The organism is Streptomyces sp. SLBN-31 (assembly GCF_006715395.1).
Lineage (GTDB): Bacteria > Actinomycetota > Actinomycetes > Streptomycetales > Streptomycetaceae > Streptomyces.
In genome coordinates this window covers 833,860-849,883 of record NZ_VFNC01000003.1, presented here as the reverse complement: position 1 = coordinate 849,883, position 16,024 = coordinate 833,860, and the positions used below count along the sequence as shown (strand labels likewise).

At 73.1% G+C, this 16,024-nt stretch carries 15 protein-coding genes and 1 riboswitch; of the genes, 5 read left to right on the top strand and 10 right to left on the bottom strand.

Annotated elements, in window-relative coordinates:
- Nucleotides 1–60: 60 nt before the first annotated feature.
- Entirely contained in the window at nt 61–420 is a 360-nt protein-coding gene (locus tag FBY22_RS41520) for a metalloregulator ArsR/SmtB family transcription factor (RefSeq protein ID WP_142153802.1), read from the bottom strand.
- Between the two features lie 54 nt (nt 421–474).
- A riboswitch (cobalamin riboswitch) is annotated at nt 475–690 on the top strand.
- A 25-nt stretch (nt 691–715) separates the two neighbouring features.
- Here FBY22_RS41520 and FBY22_RS41515 point away from each other — a divergent pair.
- The gene (locus FBY22_RS41515) at nt 716–1,756 is read left to right on the top strand and encodes a HoxN/HupN/NixA family nickel/cobalt transporter (protein WP_142153800.1); all 1,041 of its coding nucleotides are present in this window, start codon (nt 716–718) and stop codon (nt 1,754–1,756) included.
- Here FBY22_RS41515 and FBY22_RS41510 read toward each other — a convergent pair.
- Both FBY22_RS41510 and thrS read right to left on the bottom strand, forming a co-directional pair.
- Complete coding sequence (locus FBY22_RS41510; RefSeq protein WP_142153798.1) at nt 1,753–2,712, bottom strand: nucleoside hydrolase; 960 nt, start codon at nt 2,710–2,712, stop codon at nt 1,753–1,755. The two genes, FBY22_RS41515 and FBY22_RS41510, sit on opposite strands and share 4 nt — an antisense overlap.
- Nucleotides 2,713–2,922: 210 nt before the next feature.
- Nucleotides 2,923–4,143, bottom strand: a complete 1,221-nt coding sequence (thrS, locus tag FBY22_RS41505; RefSeq protein ID WP_142153796.1) for a threonine--tRNA ligase — start codon at nt 4,141–4,143, stop codon at nt 2,923–2,925.
- Between the two features lie 294 nt (nt 4,144–4,437).
- Here thrS and FBY22_RS41500 point away from each other — a divergent pair, with 294 nt between their 5' ends.
- Nucleotides 4,438–5,208, top strand: a complete 771-nt coding sequence (locus FBY22_RS41500) for a hypothetical protein (protein ID WP_142153794.1) — start codon at nt 4,438–4,440, stop codon at nt 5,206–5,208.
- Nucleotides 5,209–5,218: 10 nt separating this feature from the next.
- Here FBY22_RS41500 and FBY22_RS41495 read toward each other — a convergent pair whose 3' ends face one another.
- From FBY22_RS41495 to FBY22_RS41485, 3 genes are all read right to left on the bottom strand, one after another.
- On the bottom strand, nt 5,219–5,497 hold the full coding sequence (locus tag FBY22_RS41495) for a ribosomal protein L7/L12 (RefSeq protein ID WP_142153792.1): 279 nt from the start codon (nt 5,495–5,497) through the stop codon (nt 5,219–5,221).
- A 10-nt stretch (nt 5,498–5,507) separates the two neighbouring features.
- The gene (locus FBY22_RS41490; RefSeq protein ID WP_260845381.1) at nt 5,508–6,266 is read right to left on the bottom strand and encodes a GAF and ANTAR domain-containing protein; all 759 of its coding nucleotides are present in this window, start codon (nt 6,264–6,266) and stop codon (nt 5,508–5,510) included.
- 300 nt (nt 6,267–6,566) lie between these two features.
- Nucleotides 6,567–7,910, bottom strand: a complete 1,344-nt coding sequence (locus FBY22_RS41485; protein WP_142153788.1) for a helix-turn-helix transcriptional regulator — start codon at nt 7,908–7,910, stop codon at nt 6,567–6,569.
- A gap of 110 nt (nt 7,911–8,020) precedes the next feature.
- Here FBY22_RS41485 and FBY22_RS44380 point away from each other — a divergent pair, with 110 nt between their 5' ends.
- The 3 genes from FBY22_RS44380 to FBY22_RS41475 all read left to right on the top strand — a co-directional run bounded on the left by FBY22_RS44380 (nt 8,021) and on the right by FBY22_RS41475 (nt 10,365).
- Nucleotides 8,021–8,182, top strand: coding sequence for a hypothetical protein (locus FBY22_RS44380; protein ID WP_174267427.1), 162 nt, complete (start codon nt 8,021–8,023; stop codon nt 8,180–8,182).
- 126 nt (nt 8,183–8,308) lie between these two features.
- Nucleotides 8,309–9,061, top strand: a complete 753-nt coding sequence (locus tag FBY22_RS41480) for an NPP1 family protein (protein ID WP_142153785.1) — start codon at nt 8,309–8,311, stop codon at nt 9,059–9,061.
- Nucleotides 9,062–9,126: 65 nt separating this feature from the next.
- A complete protein-coding gene (locus tag FBY22_RS41475) occupies nt 9,127–10,365 on the top strand; it encodes an amidohydrolase (protein ID WP_142153783.1) in 1,239 nt (412 codons plus the stop codon).
- A 4-nt stretch (nt 10,366–10,369) separates the two neighbouring features.
- On the opposite strand, the gene FBY22_RS41470 is transcribed toward FBY22_RS41475, so the two are convergent.
- From FBY22_RS41470 to FBY22_RS41455, 4 genes are all read right to left on the bottom strand, one after another.
- Nucleotides 10,370–11,737 carry an extracellular solute-binding protein gene (locus FBY22_RS41470; protein WP_142153781.1) on the bottom strand — a complete coding sequence of 456 codons (1,368 nt, stop codon included), beginning with the start codon at nt 11,735–11,737 and terminating at the stop codon, nt 10,370–10,372.
- Complete coding sequence (locus FBY22_RS41465) at nt 11,737–14,406, bottom strand: substrate-binding domain-containing protein (RefSeq protein WP_142153779.1); 2,670 nt, start codon at nt 14,404–14,406, stop codon at nt 11,737–11,739. The genes FBY22_RS41470 and FBY22_RS41465 overlap by 1 nt, the downstream gene beginning before the upstream one ends.
- Before the next feature lie 4 nt (nt 14,407–14,410).
- Nucleotides 14,411–14,773: a hypothetical protein gene (locus FBY22_RS41460; protein ID WP_142153777.1), complete on the bottom strand. Its 363-nt coding sequence runs from the start codon at nt 14,771–14,773 to the stop codon at nt 14,411–14,413.
- 68 nt (nt 14,774–14,841) lie between these two features.
- Nucleotides 14,842–15,927, bottom strand: coding sequence for a hypothetical protein (locus FBY22_RS41455; protein ID WP_142153775.1), 1,086 nt, complete (start codon nt 15,925–15,927; stop codon nt 14,842–14,844).
- Between the last annotated feature and the right edge of the window lie 97 nt (nt 15,928–16,024).

Sequence of the window (16,024 nt, the reverse complement as noted above, 5' to 3'; positions counted from 1 at the left end):
CTCCCGAACGACGGACGCCCCGGGGATCCCCCGCTCCGGGGCGTCCGTCACATCCGCACGTCAGCTCGCGTCGGCGGCACAGTGCTTGAGCAGCAGCCGTACGTCCTCGTCGACGAGCCGGTAGCGCACGACCCGCCCCTCCTTCTCCCCGGCGACCGCACCGGCCGCGCGCAGCAGCCGCAGCGCCTGCGAGACGGCCGGGTCGTTCATACCGGTCGCGATCGCCAGGTCGGACACGGCCAGCGGCCCCGTGCGGTGCAACGCGAGCAGCAGGGCCAGCCGCTTGGGGTCGGCGAGCAGGGAGAAGCGGTCGGCCCACATGCGCACATGGGCCTCGTCACCGATGGCGGCGATGGCGTCGCACACCCGGTGGCCGTCGATGGTGCGCCGGTCTGCGCGATCGGCCGGGACGAGATGCATGGGGTCATCCTCGCAGCCCCATATGTGATCTTGAATACCTGCGCAGGTGCGCAGCTATGCAGGGATACGTGGGGTCGCCTACGGTGAGCGGGCCGTGGCGTTCGGGAATCCGGTGCGATACCGGAGCGGCCCTCGCCACTGAAATCGGGGAGTCCCCGTCCCGCGTCCCGCAAGGGACAGCCACTGGTCGTCTCACGACGGCTGGGAAGGCAGGGACGACGGACGCACGACCCGTAAGCCAGGAGACCGGCCACGGCAGCTCACGAAAGATCCACGAGGTGCTGGAGCTGATGGCATGACCCTGCCCGAGACCAAGGACGCCTCCTTCCGCTGGCGACGCGAGGACACCGTCAAGACCGCGGGACTGGTGGCGGTGATCGCCGCCCTGCACATCGTCGCCTTCGGAATCCTCTTCCTCCTGGTGGTCCCCGGCCACTACGAGGTCGGCTCCAAGGCCTTCGGCATCGGCCTGGGCATCACGGCCTACACACTGGGCGTGCGGCACGCCTTCGACGCCGACCACATCGCCGCGATCGACAACACCACCCGCAAGCTGATGGCCGACGGCAAGCGGCCGGTGTCCGTCGGGTTCTGGTTCGCGCTCGGGCACTCCAGCGTGGTGATCGTGCTGGCCGTGATGATCGCGGCGGGCACGCAGCTCGCCGACAAGGTGACCAACCAGAACTCGGGTACCCACCAGGTCCTCGGCTTCCTCGGAACAACCGTCGCCGGTGCCTTCCTCTACCTCATCGCGGCGCTCAACCTGGTGGCCCTGGTGGGCATCGTGCGCGTCTTCCGGGCGATGCGGGCGGGCACGTACGACGAGAACGAGCTCCAACGCCACCTCGACTCCCGCGGTTTCATGAACCGCTTCCTGGGCCGCCTGACCCGCTCCATCAGCCGCCCCGGCCAGATGTACCCGGTCGGCTTCCTGTTCGGGCTCGGCTTCGAGACGGCCACCGAGGTCACCCTCATGGTCATGGCCGGCTCCGGAGCGGCGGCGGGCCTGCCCTGGTACGCGATCCTGTGCCTGCCGCTCCTCTTCACCGCGGGGATGTGCCTGTTCGACACGCTCGACGGCACCTTCATGAACTTCGCCTACCAGTGGGCGTTCTCCAACCCGGTCCGCAAGGTCTTCTACAACCTGACCATCACCGGCCTGTCCATCGTGGTCGCCTTCTTCATCGGCACGATGGAACTCGCAGGCCTCGACGTCGGCAACATCGGCTACGTCATCGTCGGCCTGTTCATCGTCGTATGGGCGGCAGCACTGACGTACTGGCGCCTGGCGAAGGTGGAACAGCGCTGGACCGCACGCACGGCCGAAGCGGACTAGGCCCGCTCCACAGTCTCCAGATACAACTTCACGAACCGCTCCACGTCCACGTCCAACGCCACATCCACCAGGGCCTGTTCACGGTCGCCCTCATGGTGCTCGGCCTCGCCGGGCCGAGGGCGCCGGTCGACGATCGTCTGCCCCCGCGTCGCCCCCGGCGCGAGGGAGACCTCGACCGGAAGCAGCCGCGTGCCGATCCCCGCCGGATCGACGACCGCGCACACGGCCCCCGCGTCCCCCAGCCCACCGGCCTCCTCGGCCTCGGGCGCCTCACCGGGATGGGCGGGCCGATGGGCGAGAAGCTCACCGGCGAGCCGGGTCCCCGGTTCGGAACTGGCCCGCAGCCGATGCACGTCCGCACCGGGCACGACGACCTGGGTGAAGACGTCCAGCCCGTACATGGTGATCGGCACCCCGGCGGTCAGCAGCACCGCGGCCGCCTCGGGGTCGTGCCACACGTTGAACTCGGCGACGGGCGTGGCGTTGCCGGTCGCCACCGCGCCGCCCATGAACACGATCCGCTCGATGTTGCGGGTGACCTCGGGATGGGTCCGCAACAGCAGCGCGATGTTGGTCAGCGGAGCGGTGGGAATCAGCGTCACCGGACGAGGCGAACCGACGATCGCCCTGTGCAGCAAGGTCACCGCATCGACGTCGACCGGCCGCCGCCGGGGCGCGGGCAGCCCGAGATCGCCCATACCGTCCACCCCGTGCACCGGGGCGGGCCGCGCGGGCTCGATCAACGGCCGCTCGGCCCCCCGGGCGACCGGAATGTCCGGCGCCCCGGCCTGCTCCAGCACGGTCAACGTATTACGGACAACGCCGTCCACGTCCGTGTTGCCGGCGACGCAGGTCACCGCCCGCAGATCGAGCCCCGGATGCCGCACGGCGAACAACAGCGCCAGGGCGTCGTCGACACCGGTGTCACAGTCGATGATCACCGGAATGCCCACCACGACGAACTCCTCTCGACACCCCCGTACCAGCGACTCTACGAGTCCTGTCGCACCCGGGCCAGAAGCGGTGGGGCAGCCGCGTACGACGGAAGGGGCCGCGGCGGGGGGTGCCCGCCCGCAGTGTCGGGCGTCAAGAAACAGCACATCCCCCCCCGGCACCGCCCGACCGAGGACGGACACCCCCCGCCGCGGCCCCGCACCACCACCGGCCTACGCCCGCCCCCACAGCTCGCCACCCCGCTCAGCGACCCGCTCCCCGATCCGCCGCACCAGCTCCGCACCGGACATCGCACCCACCCGCCACCCGTCCCGCAGCCGCACCTCCACCTGGTCAGCACCGGCCTCGCGGGCACCGATCACGGCCTGGTACGGCACCAGCCGCGCGCCCCGGATCCGGGCACCCAGACTGCCGCCCTCCGGTCCCACCGACTCGACCCGCAGCCCCACCGCCCGCGCCCGCCGCGCCAGCGCCTCCGCCGCGTCCCGCTGCTCCTCCGCGACCGGCAGCACCACGAGCTGCACGGGCGCGAGCCACACCGGGAACGCGCCGCCGTGTTCCTCGACGAGGTGCGCGACCACCCGCTCCACGCTGCCGATGATGCTGCGGTGCACCATCACGGGCCGGTGCTTCGCGCCGTCGGCGCCGATGTAGTGCAGGCCAAATCGTTCGGGCTGGTGGAAGTCGATCTGCACGGTGGAGAGGGTGGCCTCACGCCCGGCGGAGTCGACGACCTGCACATCGATCTTCGGCCCGTAGAAGGCGGCTTCACCCGGGACGGCCTCGTACGAGACGCCCTCGCCATCCAGCACCTCCCGCAGCAACCCAGCGGCCCGCTGCCAAATCCCCTCCCCGGCAACGTACTTACCACCCTCCCCCGGCAGGGAGAGCCGAAAGCGGGCCGCCCGGATACCCAGATCGGCGTAGGCCCGCCGAATGAGACGCAGAGCATCCCGGGCCTCCTCGACGGCCTGATCAGGGGTGCAGAAGACATGGGCGTCGTTGAGCTGGATGGCCCGCACCCGGGTGAGCCCACCAAGTACACCCGACAGCTCGGACCGGTACATGGCACCCACCTCGGCGATGCGCAGGGGCAGTTCGCGATAACTGTGTGCCCGCGACCGATAGATGAGCGCGTGATGCGGACACAGACTGGGCCGCAGCACGACCTCCTCACCGCCCAGCCGCATGGGCGGGAACATGTCGTCGCTGTAGTGGGACCAGTGCCCGGAGATCTCGTACAGCTCCCGTTTGCCCAGCACGGGCGAGTACACGTGCCGGTACCCGGCGGCGCGCTCGACCTCCCGGACGTACTCCTCCAGCACGTGCCGCACGGTCGCCCCGTCGGGCAGCCAGTACGGCAGCCCCGCGCCCATCAGCGGGTCGGTGTCGAACAGTTCCAGCTCACGGCCGAGGCGGTGGTGGTCGTACATGGTCGTTCTCCTCACGTCAGTGCGGGAGGGCGAGCGACCGGCCGACGACGAAACCCCGGGGCACTCGCCCCGGGGCTTCGGACTTCCGTCCAGGAATCAGCGCGCCGGGACACTCTCCGGCGTCGTCGTGGACCACACGTGGGCGCGCTGCATGAAAAAACGGTAGCGCCCCCGCGAAAGAAGACGCGAGCCGTTTTCGGAGTAGCCCGTACGGACCGGAGCGCTGGTGGCACAGGACGCGGAATGGTCCCTTGAAGACAGCCGATCTTGTACGCGCCCTCCCAGGAGGCCCCGATGCCCCGCACCCCCACCCGCCTCCTCACCACGGCCCCACTGCTCACCGCAGCCGCCCTGCTCACCGCGACCGCCTGCACGGCAGGCACCCCGCAAGCGAGGAAGCCCCCCGTCGCCCCCACGAAACCGTCCGCCACCGGCTCGGCACCGGCCCCCCGGGCCCTCACCGAGGCCCAGGCCCAGGCCGCCCTGGTCACCGCCACCGACCTCGGGGAGCCATGGGCGCCGACGCAGGGGGCGGCGACCTGGCGGGACGGGCTGCTGAAGGCCACGACCGAGTCGCCCGAATGCCGTCGCCTCCTGGACGCGCTCTACGCCGACGACCTGTTCGGCGGGAACACCGGCACCCGGGCGGTGACGGGCCTGGACGACCCGCTGGACCAGGCCCAGCTCCGCTACCAGGTCCTCGCGCTGAACACCTCCGACGTGGACCGCACGCTGACGTGGCTGAAGTCGCTGCCGCGCGGCTGCGGGACGTTCACGGCGGTCACCGCGCACGGCGCCGTGCAGGGGGTCACCGTCAGGGAGGCCGATCTGCCGCAGGTCGGGGACGCCCGGCAGGGGCTGCGGGTGACGCTGAGCGGCGAGACGGCGGACGGCGACCCGACGGTGCTGACGATGGACGTCGCCGCGGTCCGCGTCGGCGACGACACGATCGCGGTCAGCCTGGGCGGCCTGGGCGACGTCTCACCGGACGCGACGCGGGCGGCGGTGGAGACGGGCGTGCGCCGACTGACCGAGATCAGGAAGTCGGGCCGGGCGCAGATCTGATGCGCCCCGGCTAAGCGAGTCGCTCTACGGCTTCCTTGGCCTCGCGCAGGTCGGCCCCGGTGGCCTCCCGGTAGACCTTGATCGCCTGGATCTTCTTGCCGTCGCGCAGGAGGGCGGTCACCTCGTCGTTCCAGGGTTCGGAGGCGTCGATGCCCAAGTGCGCGATGATCAGGTCGAGTTTGCGCTCGACGCGGGCGACTCGCTTGTCCGCGCGGGAGATCCGGCTCTCGACGCTGCCGACACCGACGATGAGGAAGAGGGCGGCCAGGGAGTAACCCAGTATGTCCATGGGGCCGATCCTAGAGGTCGCCGTCGAACCTCATCCGGCGCGCCACGATGTCCCGCGCCACGTCCAGGACCGTGCGGCCGAGGACGAACGCGTGGCCGCGCAGCCGGGCCAGCGCCTCGGCCGCGTCGGCTCCGAGCTGGGCCATGATCATGCCGACGGCCTGGTTGATCTCGTCGTGGTCGGCGGCCAGCCCGACCACCCACGGCTCGTCACCCCGCTCACCGCCGGCCTCCCATGGCAGCGTCACCAGGGCCTCCGTGAGGAACCAGGCCGCCCGGCGCGCGGTACGCAGCTGCCGCTCGGTGAGCTTCCCCGGGGTGCCCCGGTAGAGGTCGAGAGTGCCGACGCACAGCGCGTCGACGCCCAGCGGAAGCGAGTACACGGCCGCGACCCCGGCGGCCGTCGCCTGGTGTGCGAACACCGGCCAGCGCTGCGGGTCGCGGCCGGCCGTGAGATCGCAGGCGAGCACGGTGGCGCCGAGCCGGGCGGCCAGCGCCCCCGGCCCCTCGCCGACAGTCGCCTGGAGTTCGGCGAGGTAGGAGGCCGCCTCGTCGCTGGCGCTGATGGGTACGGGCACCGCGTCGGACCGCAGGGAGACGCTCGCGCCGCTCACCGGCAGCAGTTCCACCAGCGCCGCGCACAGCCGGCCGGGGATCTCCTCGGGCCGTGCCCCGCGCAGCCCCGCGATCACGGCCTCGGCCCGGGCGTGGTCGTCCCCGGGCCCCGGAGCACCGCCGAAGAACCCTTCGCGGTCGTCGCCGGACCGCACGGCCACCGCCTCCCTCGGTCACGTCTCCCCTCAGCGGACCGGCAGAATCAGGGACCGGGACTCATGACACGCCCGCTCGGGAACCTCCCGCACCACCCGTGTGCCCACATCGGCCCCGCCCACGACACCACCGCACCACCCACCCCGACACACCGCACCACCATCACCACGCCGCACCCCCACCCCTCACAACGCGGCAGCACCCCTCACCACGGGCGCACCCCACCCCACCCTCACCACGGGCGCACCCCCACCCCTCACAACGCCGCGGCGCCCCGGTGAAAACGCCGCAGCGCCCCCTCACAACGGCGGCTGTGCCGGAGCCGGCCCCAGCGTGGTGGTGCCCGGCGCCGTGCGGTGGCCGAGCCCGGTCCGGTAGGCGTCCAGGGCCGCCTCCACCCGCCCGGTCCGGCGCAGCAGGTCCCCCAGCAGCCGGCACAGGTCGGCGAGGTCGCCGGCCGCCCCGGCGCGCTCGAGCAGGCTGAGCGCCCGTACGTAGTGCTCCTCGGCGGTCTCCGTGTCGCGGGCGTCCTCGGCGATGATGCCGAGGAGGCGGTGGGCGGCGGCGGAGTGCAGCGCGCCGCGTTCGGAGTTCAGGTCGCTCAGGGTGTCGTGGAGGAGGGCCGCGGCCTGTTCGGACTTGCCGCGGCGGTGCAGTACGTCGGCCAGCTCGACGGCGACCTGGCTGCTGTAGAGGGCGGCCCGCTTGGCGGTGAGCATCTCCAGGGCCTGCCGCAACTCCGCCTCGGCACGCTCCAGTTCGCCGTTCTGGGCGCACACGTACCCACGCATCCAGTGGCAGTTGGCGAGTTCGGTGCGGATCTGCAGGGTGCGGTACAGCTCGGACGCCTTGGCCAGCGAGGCGTCGGCCTCGGCGATACGGCCCTCGGCGAGCAGGGTGCGGGCGACCGAGCGGTGCATCCGGGCGACGAGGGCGGGGTCGCCGGCCTGGGGCGCGAGGGCGAGGGCGAGCTCGGCGGCCTGGGCGGCCCGGGCGTGGGCGCCCATGTCCATGTAGGGGCCGATGATGCTGGCGTAGAGCAGGAGCAGGGCGTCGGGGTCGTGCAGCCCGCCGCGGTTGAGCTCGTCGAGGGTGGACTCCAGCAGGTAGACGGCGTAGCGGAGTTCGCCCGCGAGGTAGTGGGAGACGGCGCGTCCGCGCAGGGCCGGGACGCGGGCGGGCAGCGGGGCGTCGGCGAGGGTCTTCTCCGCCTGCTCGAAGTACCGGCGGGCGTCGGTGAGTTCGCCGGTGTCCAGGGCCGACTCGCCCAGCCCCAGCAGGGCGGCGGCCTGTACGTCGGCGAGGTCGTGCCCCTCGGCCTCGGCGAGCAGCGCGCCGTACTGCTCGGCGGCCCGCTCGGCCTCGCCGCCGGCGAGCGTGCGCTGGGCCTCGGTGAGCCGGAGCCTGAGGTCGGTGGCGAGCCGTGCCGGACGTCCGGTGGCGAGTTCCTCGTACGCCACCCCGAGCCGTTCGGCGATGTGCCGGAGCGCCTCGTCGGAGGCGCGCACCCGGCCGGCTTCCAGGGTGGAGATGTAAGCGGGGGTGTAGGCGGGCTCGGCGAGCTGTTTCTGCGTCAGCCCGCGTGCCGCCCTGAGCTGCTGCACCCGTCTGCCGATGACCTCCGGTTCGTCGCGGTCCGTCATCCCCAACTCCCCCTGGCCCTCTTGCTGTTAGCCCCCGTCCGCCCCTAGGTTAAGCCACGGATTAAACATGCTTAACCCGTTGCTGTAATCACCGCTGTTGCGAGGTCGCCGTGAACGAACGCACCAGCCCCGCCGAGCGCTACGCAAGAGGCTTCGCCGCCGCGCTGATCGCCGTGACGACCCTGGTCCTGGCGGCGAACGCGGGACCGGCGAGAGCGGCGAACGAGCCGAAGCCGGCGGCCCAGGTCCAGCAGGCCTCGCAGCACGGCTGAGGCTTCGGCGAGAAGCCCCCGCGAATTCGACAGAAAGCCCTTTCCAAAAGGGTCTCGGCCTGCCAGTCTTCGGGCGGCCCCGGATGTCATGTCCGGGACGAGTCCGTTCGTCGACTGGAGCCCCCCATGCCCCACCGCCTCGCCCGTTCCGCGGCCGTCGCGGGCAGCGCCGCGGTCCTCGCCGTCGCCCTCGCCGGCAGCGCCTCCGCGGGCGTGCTGCAGAACCTGCCCGAGAACGCGACCGCGTTCCAGAAGAACTTCGAGCCCCTCTACGACTACGACACCGACAGCTGCTACCCGGCCGCCGCGATCGACCCCGACGGCAACCTCAACGGCGGCCTCAAGCCGACCGGTTCCGTCACCGGCGAGTGCCGCAGCGGGCATCTGAACCACGCGAACACCTACTCGCGCGCCAAGTGCAACAACGGCTGGTGCGGAATCGTCTACGCCGGCTACTTCGAGAAGGACGAGGCCTCGCCCGGCATCGGCCACCGCCACGACTGGGAGTGCGTCGTCGTCTGGGTCAAGGAGGGCGCGGACACCCCGTCGTACCTGTCGGCCTCCGCGCACGGCGGCTTCGACACCGAGCCCGTCGCGAACGTGCCGATGAGCGGCCGGCGCGTGCAGGTGGTCTACCACAAGGACGGCGCGAGCACCCACGCCTTCCGCTTCGCCAAGTGGGGCGAGACCGCGGAGAACGACACCGGCGCCTGGCACCAGGAGAACCTGCTCACCTGGGACAACCTGGCGCCCGACCTGCGCACGATCCTCAACGGCTCCGACTGGGGCAGCGCCAACTTCCCGCTGCAGGACTCCAAGTTCGCCGACCACCTGAACAAGGCGAGGCCGAGCGGCATCACCTTCGACCCGTACGCCTGACGCGGCCGCGGGCGCCGACGGAGGCTTCCCCTGCCGTCGGCGGCCGCCTTGCGTACGCTGCGGGGATGACCTCTGTCGCCGCGCGCACCGCCCTCGACCTGACCTCCGACCTGCCGGTGACCGCCCTGGAGGACCTCTACCGGGACCTGCACCGCCACCCCGAGCTCTCGCTGCGGGAGCACCGCACGGCAGGACGGCTCGCCGAGCAGCTGCGCGAGGCGGGCTACGAGACCGCGGAGGGCATCGGCGGCACCGGAGTCGCCGGGCTGCTGCGCAACGGCGACGGGCCGACCGTGCTGCTGCGCGCGGACATGGACGCGCTGCCGGTCGTGGAGGACACCGGGCTGCCGTACGCCTCCGAGACCCCCGGCGTGATGCACGCCTGCGGGCACGACCTGCATGTCACCTGGCTCGCGGGCGCGGCCCGGGCGCTGGCGGCCGGACGGGAGACCTGGAACGGCACCCTGCTGGTGGTGGGCCAGCCGGCCGAGGAGTCCGGGCAGGGAGCCGAGCGGATGGTCGCGGACGGGCTCTACGAGCGGTTCCCGCGGCCGGACGTGCTGCTCGGGCAGCACGCGGCGCCGGGCCCGGTCGGCTTCTACGCCCACTCGCCCGGCCTGATCATGTCGGCGTCGACGGACGTCGACATCGTCGTGCACGGGCGGGGCGGGCACGGTTCGCGGCCCGAGACGACCGTCGATCCCGTCGTCACGGCCGCCCACCTCGTCACCCGGCTGCAGACCGTCGTCTCCCGCGAGATCCCGGCGAAGGAGTCGGCCGTGCTGACCGTGGGCCGGATCGAGGCGGGCACCCGGCACAACATCATCCCGTCCGAGGCACGCATCGCCCTGAACCTGCGCACCCAGTCCGAGGAGGTGCGGGCGCGGATGCTCGCGGCGATCCGCCGTATCGCGGCCGGCGAGGCGCTCGCCGCCGGGTGCCCGCGGGAGCCGGAGATCACGGTGGGCGCGACCTTCCCGGTGACCGTCAACGACGCGGACACCGACCGCCGGGTCGCGGCCGTGCACGAGGAGGTGCTCGGGGCCGGTACGGTCCTCGACTTCGGGCCGGTGATGGGCAGCGAGGACTTCCCGCACCTGGCGCAGGGCGGGATCCCGTACTCCTACTGGTTCGTCACGACGACCCGGGCCGATGTGTGGGAGGCGGCCGAGGGGGCGGACCTGATGGAGAAGTTCCTGGCCGTCCCCAGCAACCACAGCCCCCACTTCGCCCCCGACCTCGCCACCGTCACCCCGGGCGTACGCACCCTGGTGTCGGGAGCGCTGGCCTGCCTGGACAGGTAGGGCTCTAGTCGGGCAACGCCTTGCGCAGGGCGCGGTCGAGGTTGGTCGCCAGTTTCTCGTCGGTCGGTGGGCTGTCTCCGAACAGGGCGCCAAGCTGGGCGATGAAGGTCTGGGTGAAGGCTCCGTACAGGGGTGTGCGGGGGCGCTGGACGGCCTTCTGCAGGGCGGGCAGCAGGATCCTGCGGGCGTATTTCGGGCGGCCGTCGGCGTCGCGGGGCATCGGGTCGGTGCGCTCGCCCGTGGGTGAGGCGGACGGCGCCGCGGTGCCGGTGGTGCAGCGCAGGCGGTGATCCCGGTACGCGGAGGTACGGGTGGCCGCGAACCCCGCGTCGAGCAGGCAGCGTTCGCTCTCGGCACTGGTCAGGTAGGAGATCAGCTCGGCGGCCTTGTGCGCCCGCGGGGACGAGGCGGTCACCGCCAGGTTCTGCCCGCCCAGCACCGCGGCGCCCGGCAGCGGGGCCACGCCCAGCTGTTCCTCGCCGAAGGTCTGGAACAGGCTGCGGTAGCCGTAGGGCCAGAAGCGCAGGAAGGCGGTGCGGCCGTCCGCGAAGTCGCTCATCGAGGCGGGCTCGTCGGAGTGCACTGCGGCGGGGAGCAGGTACGGTGCGGCGGTGCGCCGGCGCAGCTCCGCGATGCCCTGCGCCAGATCGTCGACGTCGGCGTCGTAATGGCCCTCGGCGTCGGTGAGCGTCAGCTCGGGCGCCTCCGTCGTGAACGCCTCGATCGCGTTGACGGTACGGCCCTCGTAGCCGGCCAGCTGTGTGGTCCAGCCCCTCTGGTAGCCCTTGGGGGCGAGGTCGTCCACGTCGCCGATCAGCGCGTCGATGTCCGTCCAGGAGGTGTCCTTCGCGCTCAGGTCGGTGTCCCGGACGCCCGCCTCCCGCAGCCAGTCGCGCCGGTAGAAGAGCAGCCCGACGTCGCTGTTGAACGGCACCGCGTACACCTTGCCGTCCCAGCTGGCCGTGCTGGCGACGGACTCGATGACGTCGTCCGGGATCAGCGAGCCCGGCAGCGGGCGCACCAGGTGGGCAGCGGCGAACTCCGGCACCCAGGTGACGTCCAGGTTCACCACGTCGTACGACGCGCTGCCGGACTGCAGGGCGCCGAGCAGCTGGCTGCGCTGTTCGTCCGCGCTGCCGGAGAGTTCGACCAGGCGGGCGTGGTAGCCGGTGTTCGCCTTGTCCTGCTTGCGGTTCCAGGCGTCGATGAGCTGCTCGCGGATGCCGTTCTTGCCGGTGACGTCCCGGCCGCTGGCGATGACGATCTCGCCGGGCACCTCCTGCGAGGAGGACGCGTCGGTGTGTCCGGTCCCGCCGGTGCAGGCGGCGAGCAGCAGCAGGGCGGCCGCGGCCGCCAGGCGCCGTAGCACCATCAGTCCTCCCCCGTTCCGGTGCGCGCGACCTCGTCGGTCAGGCCCGTGCCCAGGTCGTCGTCGGCGTCCAGGCAACGGCCGCCGCTCGCCGCGGAGATGAGCGCGTCCGGCCTGCCGCGGTCGCAGCCGCCGCTCACCAGGGACACCATGGTCACCGGCACCCGCCCCTTGCCGGCGCGGGCCTTGCTCAGCACGTCGTCGAGGGCGGCGCCGGTCAGCCGGCCGTCGTCCTCGTCGTCGGTGATGTACACGATCAGCTCGGGGCGGTGGTCGTCGATGCCGCGGCGGCGCATCTCGTCGAGGGCGGCGGACAGGGCTGCGGGCGGGTCGGCCTCGGCGTCCCGGACCCTCGCGCGGCCGACGGCTCGTTCCGCTTCCCCGCGCGGGTGGTGGCCGTAGCGCAGGAGCGTGGTGTACGGCCGCTCCCCCGTCCCCGACACTGTCCGGATCCCGAACTCGTCGCGGGAGCCGAGGCCGCCGAGCGACTGCCTCAGCAGTCCGGGCCCGCCGCTGGGTCCGTCCCAGAGACCGCCCATGGAGCCGGAGTTGTCGAGCAGATAGAGCACCCGGCCGGGCCCGTTGGCTCCCCGGTACTGCTTCAGCGCGTCGTCCATCGCGCCGCTCGCGGCGCCCGCGGCGAGCGGGGACGGGGCGTGCAGCACCCCGGAGGCGGTGTCCGCGCCGTCCGGCAGCGGCCGGTGGCGGGCGTCCCGGAACCCGTCGCGCGCGAACACGGCCCGCCCGCCGGAGCCGGCCAGCCAGGTGCCGAACCTCTCCGTGGCGTCGTCGCGGGCGGCGCCGTCCCGGTCGCCGTGGTCCCAGCGCACCCGCACGAAGGTGGGCTCGACGCCGGGCATGTCGTCCGGGTACCGGGCGGTGCGCCGCTCGCGGGTCGTCCGGTCGCAGCCGACACCGGTCTTCAGCAGGAACTCCGGTACGAGGGCGGCGGTAGAGGCGTCCGACGACGGGTCCTCGGGCAGCGCGCACATCAGGTCGGCGGCGGTCCGGGAGGGCGGCCCCGCCTGGGAGACCAGCCGCTCGGCGCGGCCGGGGTCGGTCGCCTTCGCGGTGCCGGTGCCGTACAGGCCCGTCGTGGCCAGCAGCGCGGCGTCGGCGTACTCGGGGTCGGGCCGGCGCACCCGGAAGTCGGCGTTCCGCGCGGTCAGGGCGGCCAGCATCGCGGACAGCGGCCGCCCGGTGCGCGGCCCGGCGCCGGTGACGGTGTCCGGGACGGCGAGAACGACCGGCGAGTAGGCGAGCGGTGTGCGGGCCGCCACCAGGTGGGCCACGGCCGCGGTGTCCTGGTCCTCCTTGACGCGGTCGACGTCGGCGGGTGTGGCGGGGATCCACACGTCCGGCTGCGGTCCGACGTCCCGCTGCGGGTTGACGTCCTGGTCGTTCGGCTCCCGCCAGTCCTCGCTCTGTCGCCTGAGCGCGGTGACCGCGTCGGCCGCGCCCGCGCCGTAGACGGTGATCCCGCTGCGCCGGCAGCCGTGGCCGTCGGTGTTCGCGTCCGAGGTGAGATAGGCGTCGGCCGCCGCGGTGACCGTCGGCTCCAGGTCGGGGTCGGTCAGGACCCGCAGTTCGAGCGGCGGGGCGCAGGAGGCGGAGCCGCGCAGCAGGGCGGAGACGCCGACGGAGCCGGCGCCCAGGACGGCGAGGGCCAGGGCCAGGACGACGCCGGTACGGGCGGGGCGGGACAGCTTCCTGAACCGGTCGGCACCGCGCCCGGCCCGGGAGCGGAGGGCGGCGAGCGGCACGGTGAGGGCGTTGCGGACGCGGCGGGGGAGCGTCGGCCGGCGGGCGGGCGGCAGCCGGGACTGGTCGTCGGAGGGCCCGGGGGTGTCGGTGGACGACGTCGGGGCGCCGGGCCGGATCGTGATCGGCAGCGTGGGCCGGGTGCCGGGCGGCTCCGGTGGGACACCCCGTGCCGACAGCAGTACGTCCGCCTCGGCCTCCATCCTGCTGAACGGCCGCCACGGCCGGTCGCGCAGGGTCCGCAGGTCCAGGGCCTCCATCCGGGCCCGTAAGTCCGCGGCGAGCCGGCCGAAGCCGACCTCGCCCTCCCGGCCGAGGAGGTGCACGAGTTCGGCGGTGAACGGCGTCGGGGTGGTGTCATCGCCGGCGTCGATACGGTGGTTGGGCTGCACGCTCATCAGCAGCAGCACGCGCCGGCGGTCCTCGAAGGGCTCCCACTGCTCCCAGACGTGGGAGGCGTTGCCCGCGTAGCAGCAGTCGAGGATCACCACGATCCGCTCCGCCCGGCTGGCGGCCAGCATGCCCAGGACCGTGTCGAACGTCTCGGCGCCGGGGAAGACCGACGCCTCGCCGCGGTAGACCTCCGCCCCGCGCAACTGCAGGAACAGCGGTTCGGCGGCGCTGGGTACCGCCGCGTGCCCGGCGAAGTACACCAGCAGCAGGCCCTCGGCGCCGTTGGCGGCCCTGCGCAGGGCGTTGTGGAAGGTGCCCACGTCGGGCGAGGCCAGGGCGGTGACCTCGTCCGGGGTGAAGACCTGCCCGCCCCGCAGCGCCTCCTGGAGCCGGGTCAGGTTGTGCGCCACGGCGGGCAGCGGCCCGGGTACGCCGTGCGGCGGTCGGACGTGGTCGTACTCGCTGACGCCGACCAGCAGTGCCCGGTTGGCCTTGCCACGCGGGTCCAGGCGGTTCACGGCACTACCTGTCGTCGGCCGCACCGCCGACCTGGGCCTCGGGCGGATCGCCGGCCTCCACGCTGCGGCGGTTCTCCTGCCAGGCCACGACCGCGAGCCGCACCGCCACCATCAGTTCCTTGAACGCGGCGGAGGCGGCCCCGCCGATCAGCACGACGACGACCTCGGTGCCGAAGCCCATCGGCGTGCCGGGGTCCTCGTTCCTGCGGTCGCGGAGCTCGATCTGCAGCTCGCCGCGCCGCAGCCGTTCGGCGAGCGGCTCCTCCCGCTCCAGCCACTGGCGCAGCGCCACGACGTCCCGGTCACCGGCGGTGCGGTCCAGGCATACGCGTATCTCCTGGTCGGCCACTCCATCCCCCTCAGCCATAACTCACCATCATGGCACCACGGTTGCTCAGAGGCGAGGGTCTGTCACCGTCAGTCGCAGGGGAGTTGTCAGTTCTGCGTCTGCAACTGCCGCAGCTGTCGCCGGACATGGTCCAGCGCGCCCTGCCGTTGCCCCGGCACCCGGGCACGCAGTTCGGCCAGCGCGGGCCCGGTCCGCCGCGCCTCCTCCGCGTCGCGGATCTGCCCCCACTGGTGGTGCGCCCGGTCCACGGCCGCCTCGACCGCCGGCGCGTCCACGGGCTGCCCGGCCGACAGCCTGGCCAGCGCCACGAGCATCCAGGCCCGGCAGCTGCGCACCGGATCGCCGGCCAGCATGGCCAGATCGGCGCGCACCTCGGCCCAGTGCAGGGCCTGTTCGGAGCCGGCTCCGTGGGCCTGTACGGCGGCCCGCTCGTGGCCGGCGGCGAGGGAGTCGGCGTCGGGGTGCCGGCCGGCCTGGACGGCGGCGGTGATGGCGGCGTGCGGGTCCGGCCTGCTCGCGGGGGCCGGCGGGACGTCGACGACCGGTTGCCGGGCGGCCGTCAGCACGATGCCGGGGCCCTCCTCGGCGATCCGCGCGAGGGCCTGCTGGTGCAACTGCTCCACCGGCGGCCGCCATCCGCTGCGCAGGATGGTCGCCACGGCCCTCATGTACGTCGGCGCCGCCACCGCCCGCCGGGTCGCGGGCGGCGCGATGCGGCCGTAGACCGCGTTGCTGTGGCCGGAGTCGAGACGGTTCGCGGCCAGCCACTCCCAGGTCTCGGCGTCGGCGTGCAGGTCGGCGAAGAGCGTCGTCGACCCGGGCGGGCGCAGGCGCAGCTCCTCCTTGAGCCAGTGCCAGGGAAGCCCGGTGTAGCGGACGGTGGAGGGGGTGGTGCGGGCCAGCGCCAGGTGCGGCAGCCGCTGACGGCGGTCGAGCTGGAGCTGGCCGGTGACGAAGACGGTGAGCGGGCCGGGTGCGCCCGCGGCGGCGCGCAGCCGCGTCAGCACGGCCTGCGGTTCCAGCGGGTCGGCGAGCTCGACGACGTTCGCGGTGTCGGTGCCCGACAGTACGGCGGGCGGGACGGCCGCGAGGACGGGAAGCACGGACGCCGCGTCCACCAGGCGCCCCTTGCCCGCCGGGGCGGCGGCGAGCAGCAGCACGGTTCCGGGCATCGTTCCCTCCCCATCCCCCGTCGATCACGTACGTCAGCACCGTAACGGCTGCGACTGCGAAGCAGGCACCGCAGCACCGCAAACGTCCGCTTCCTCT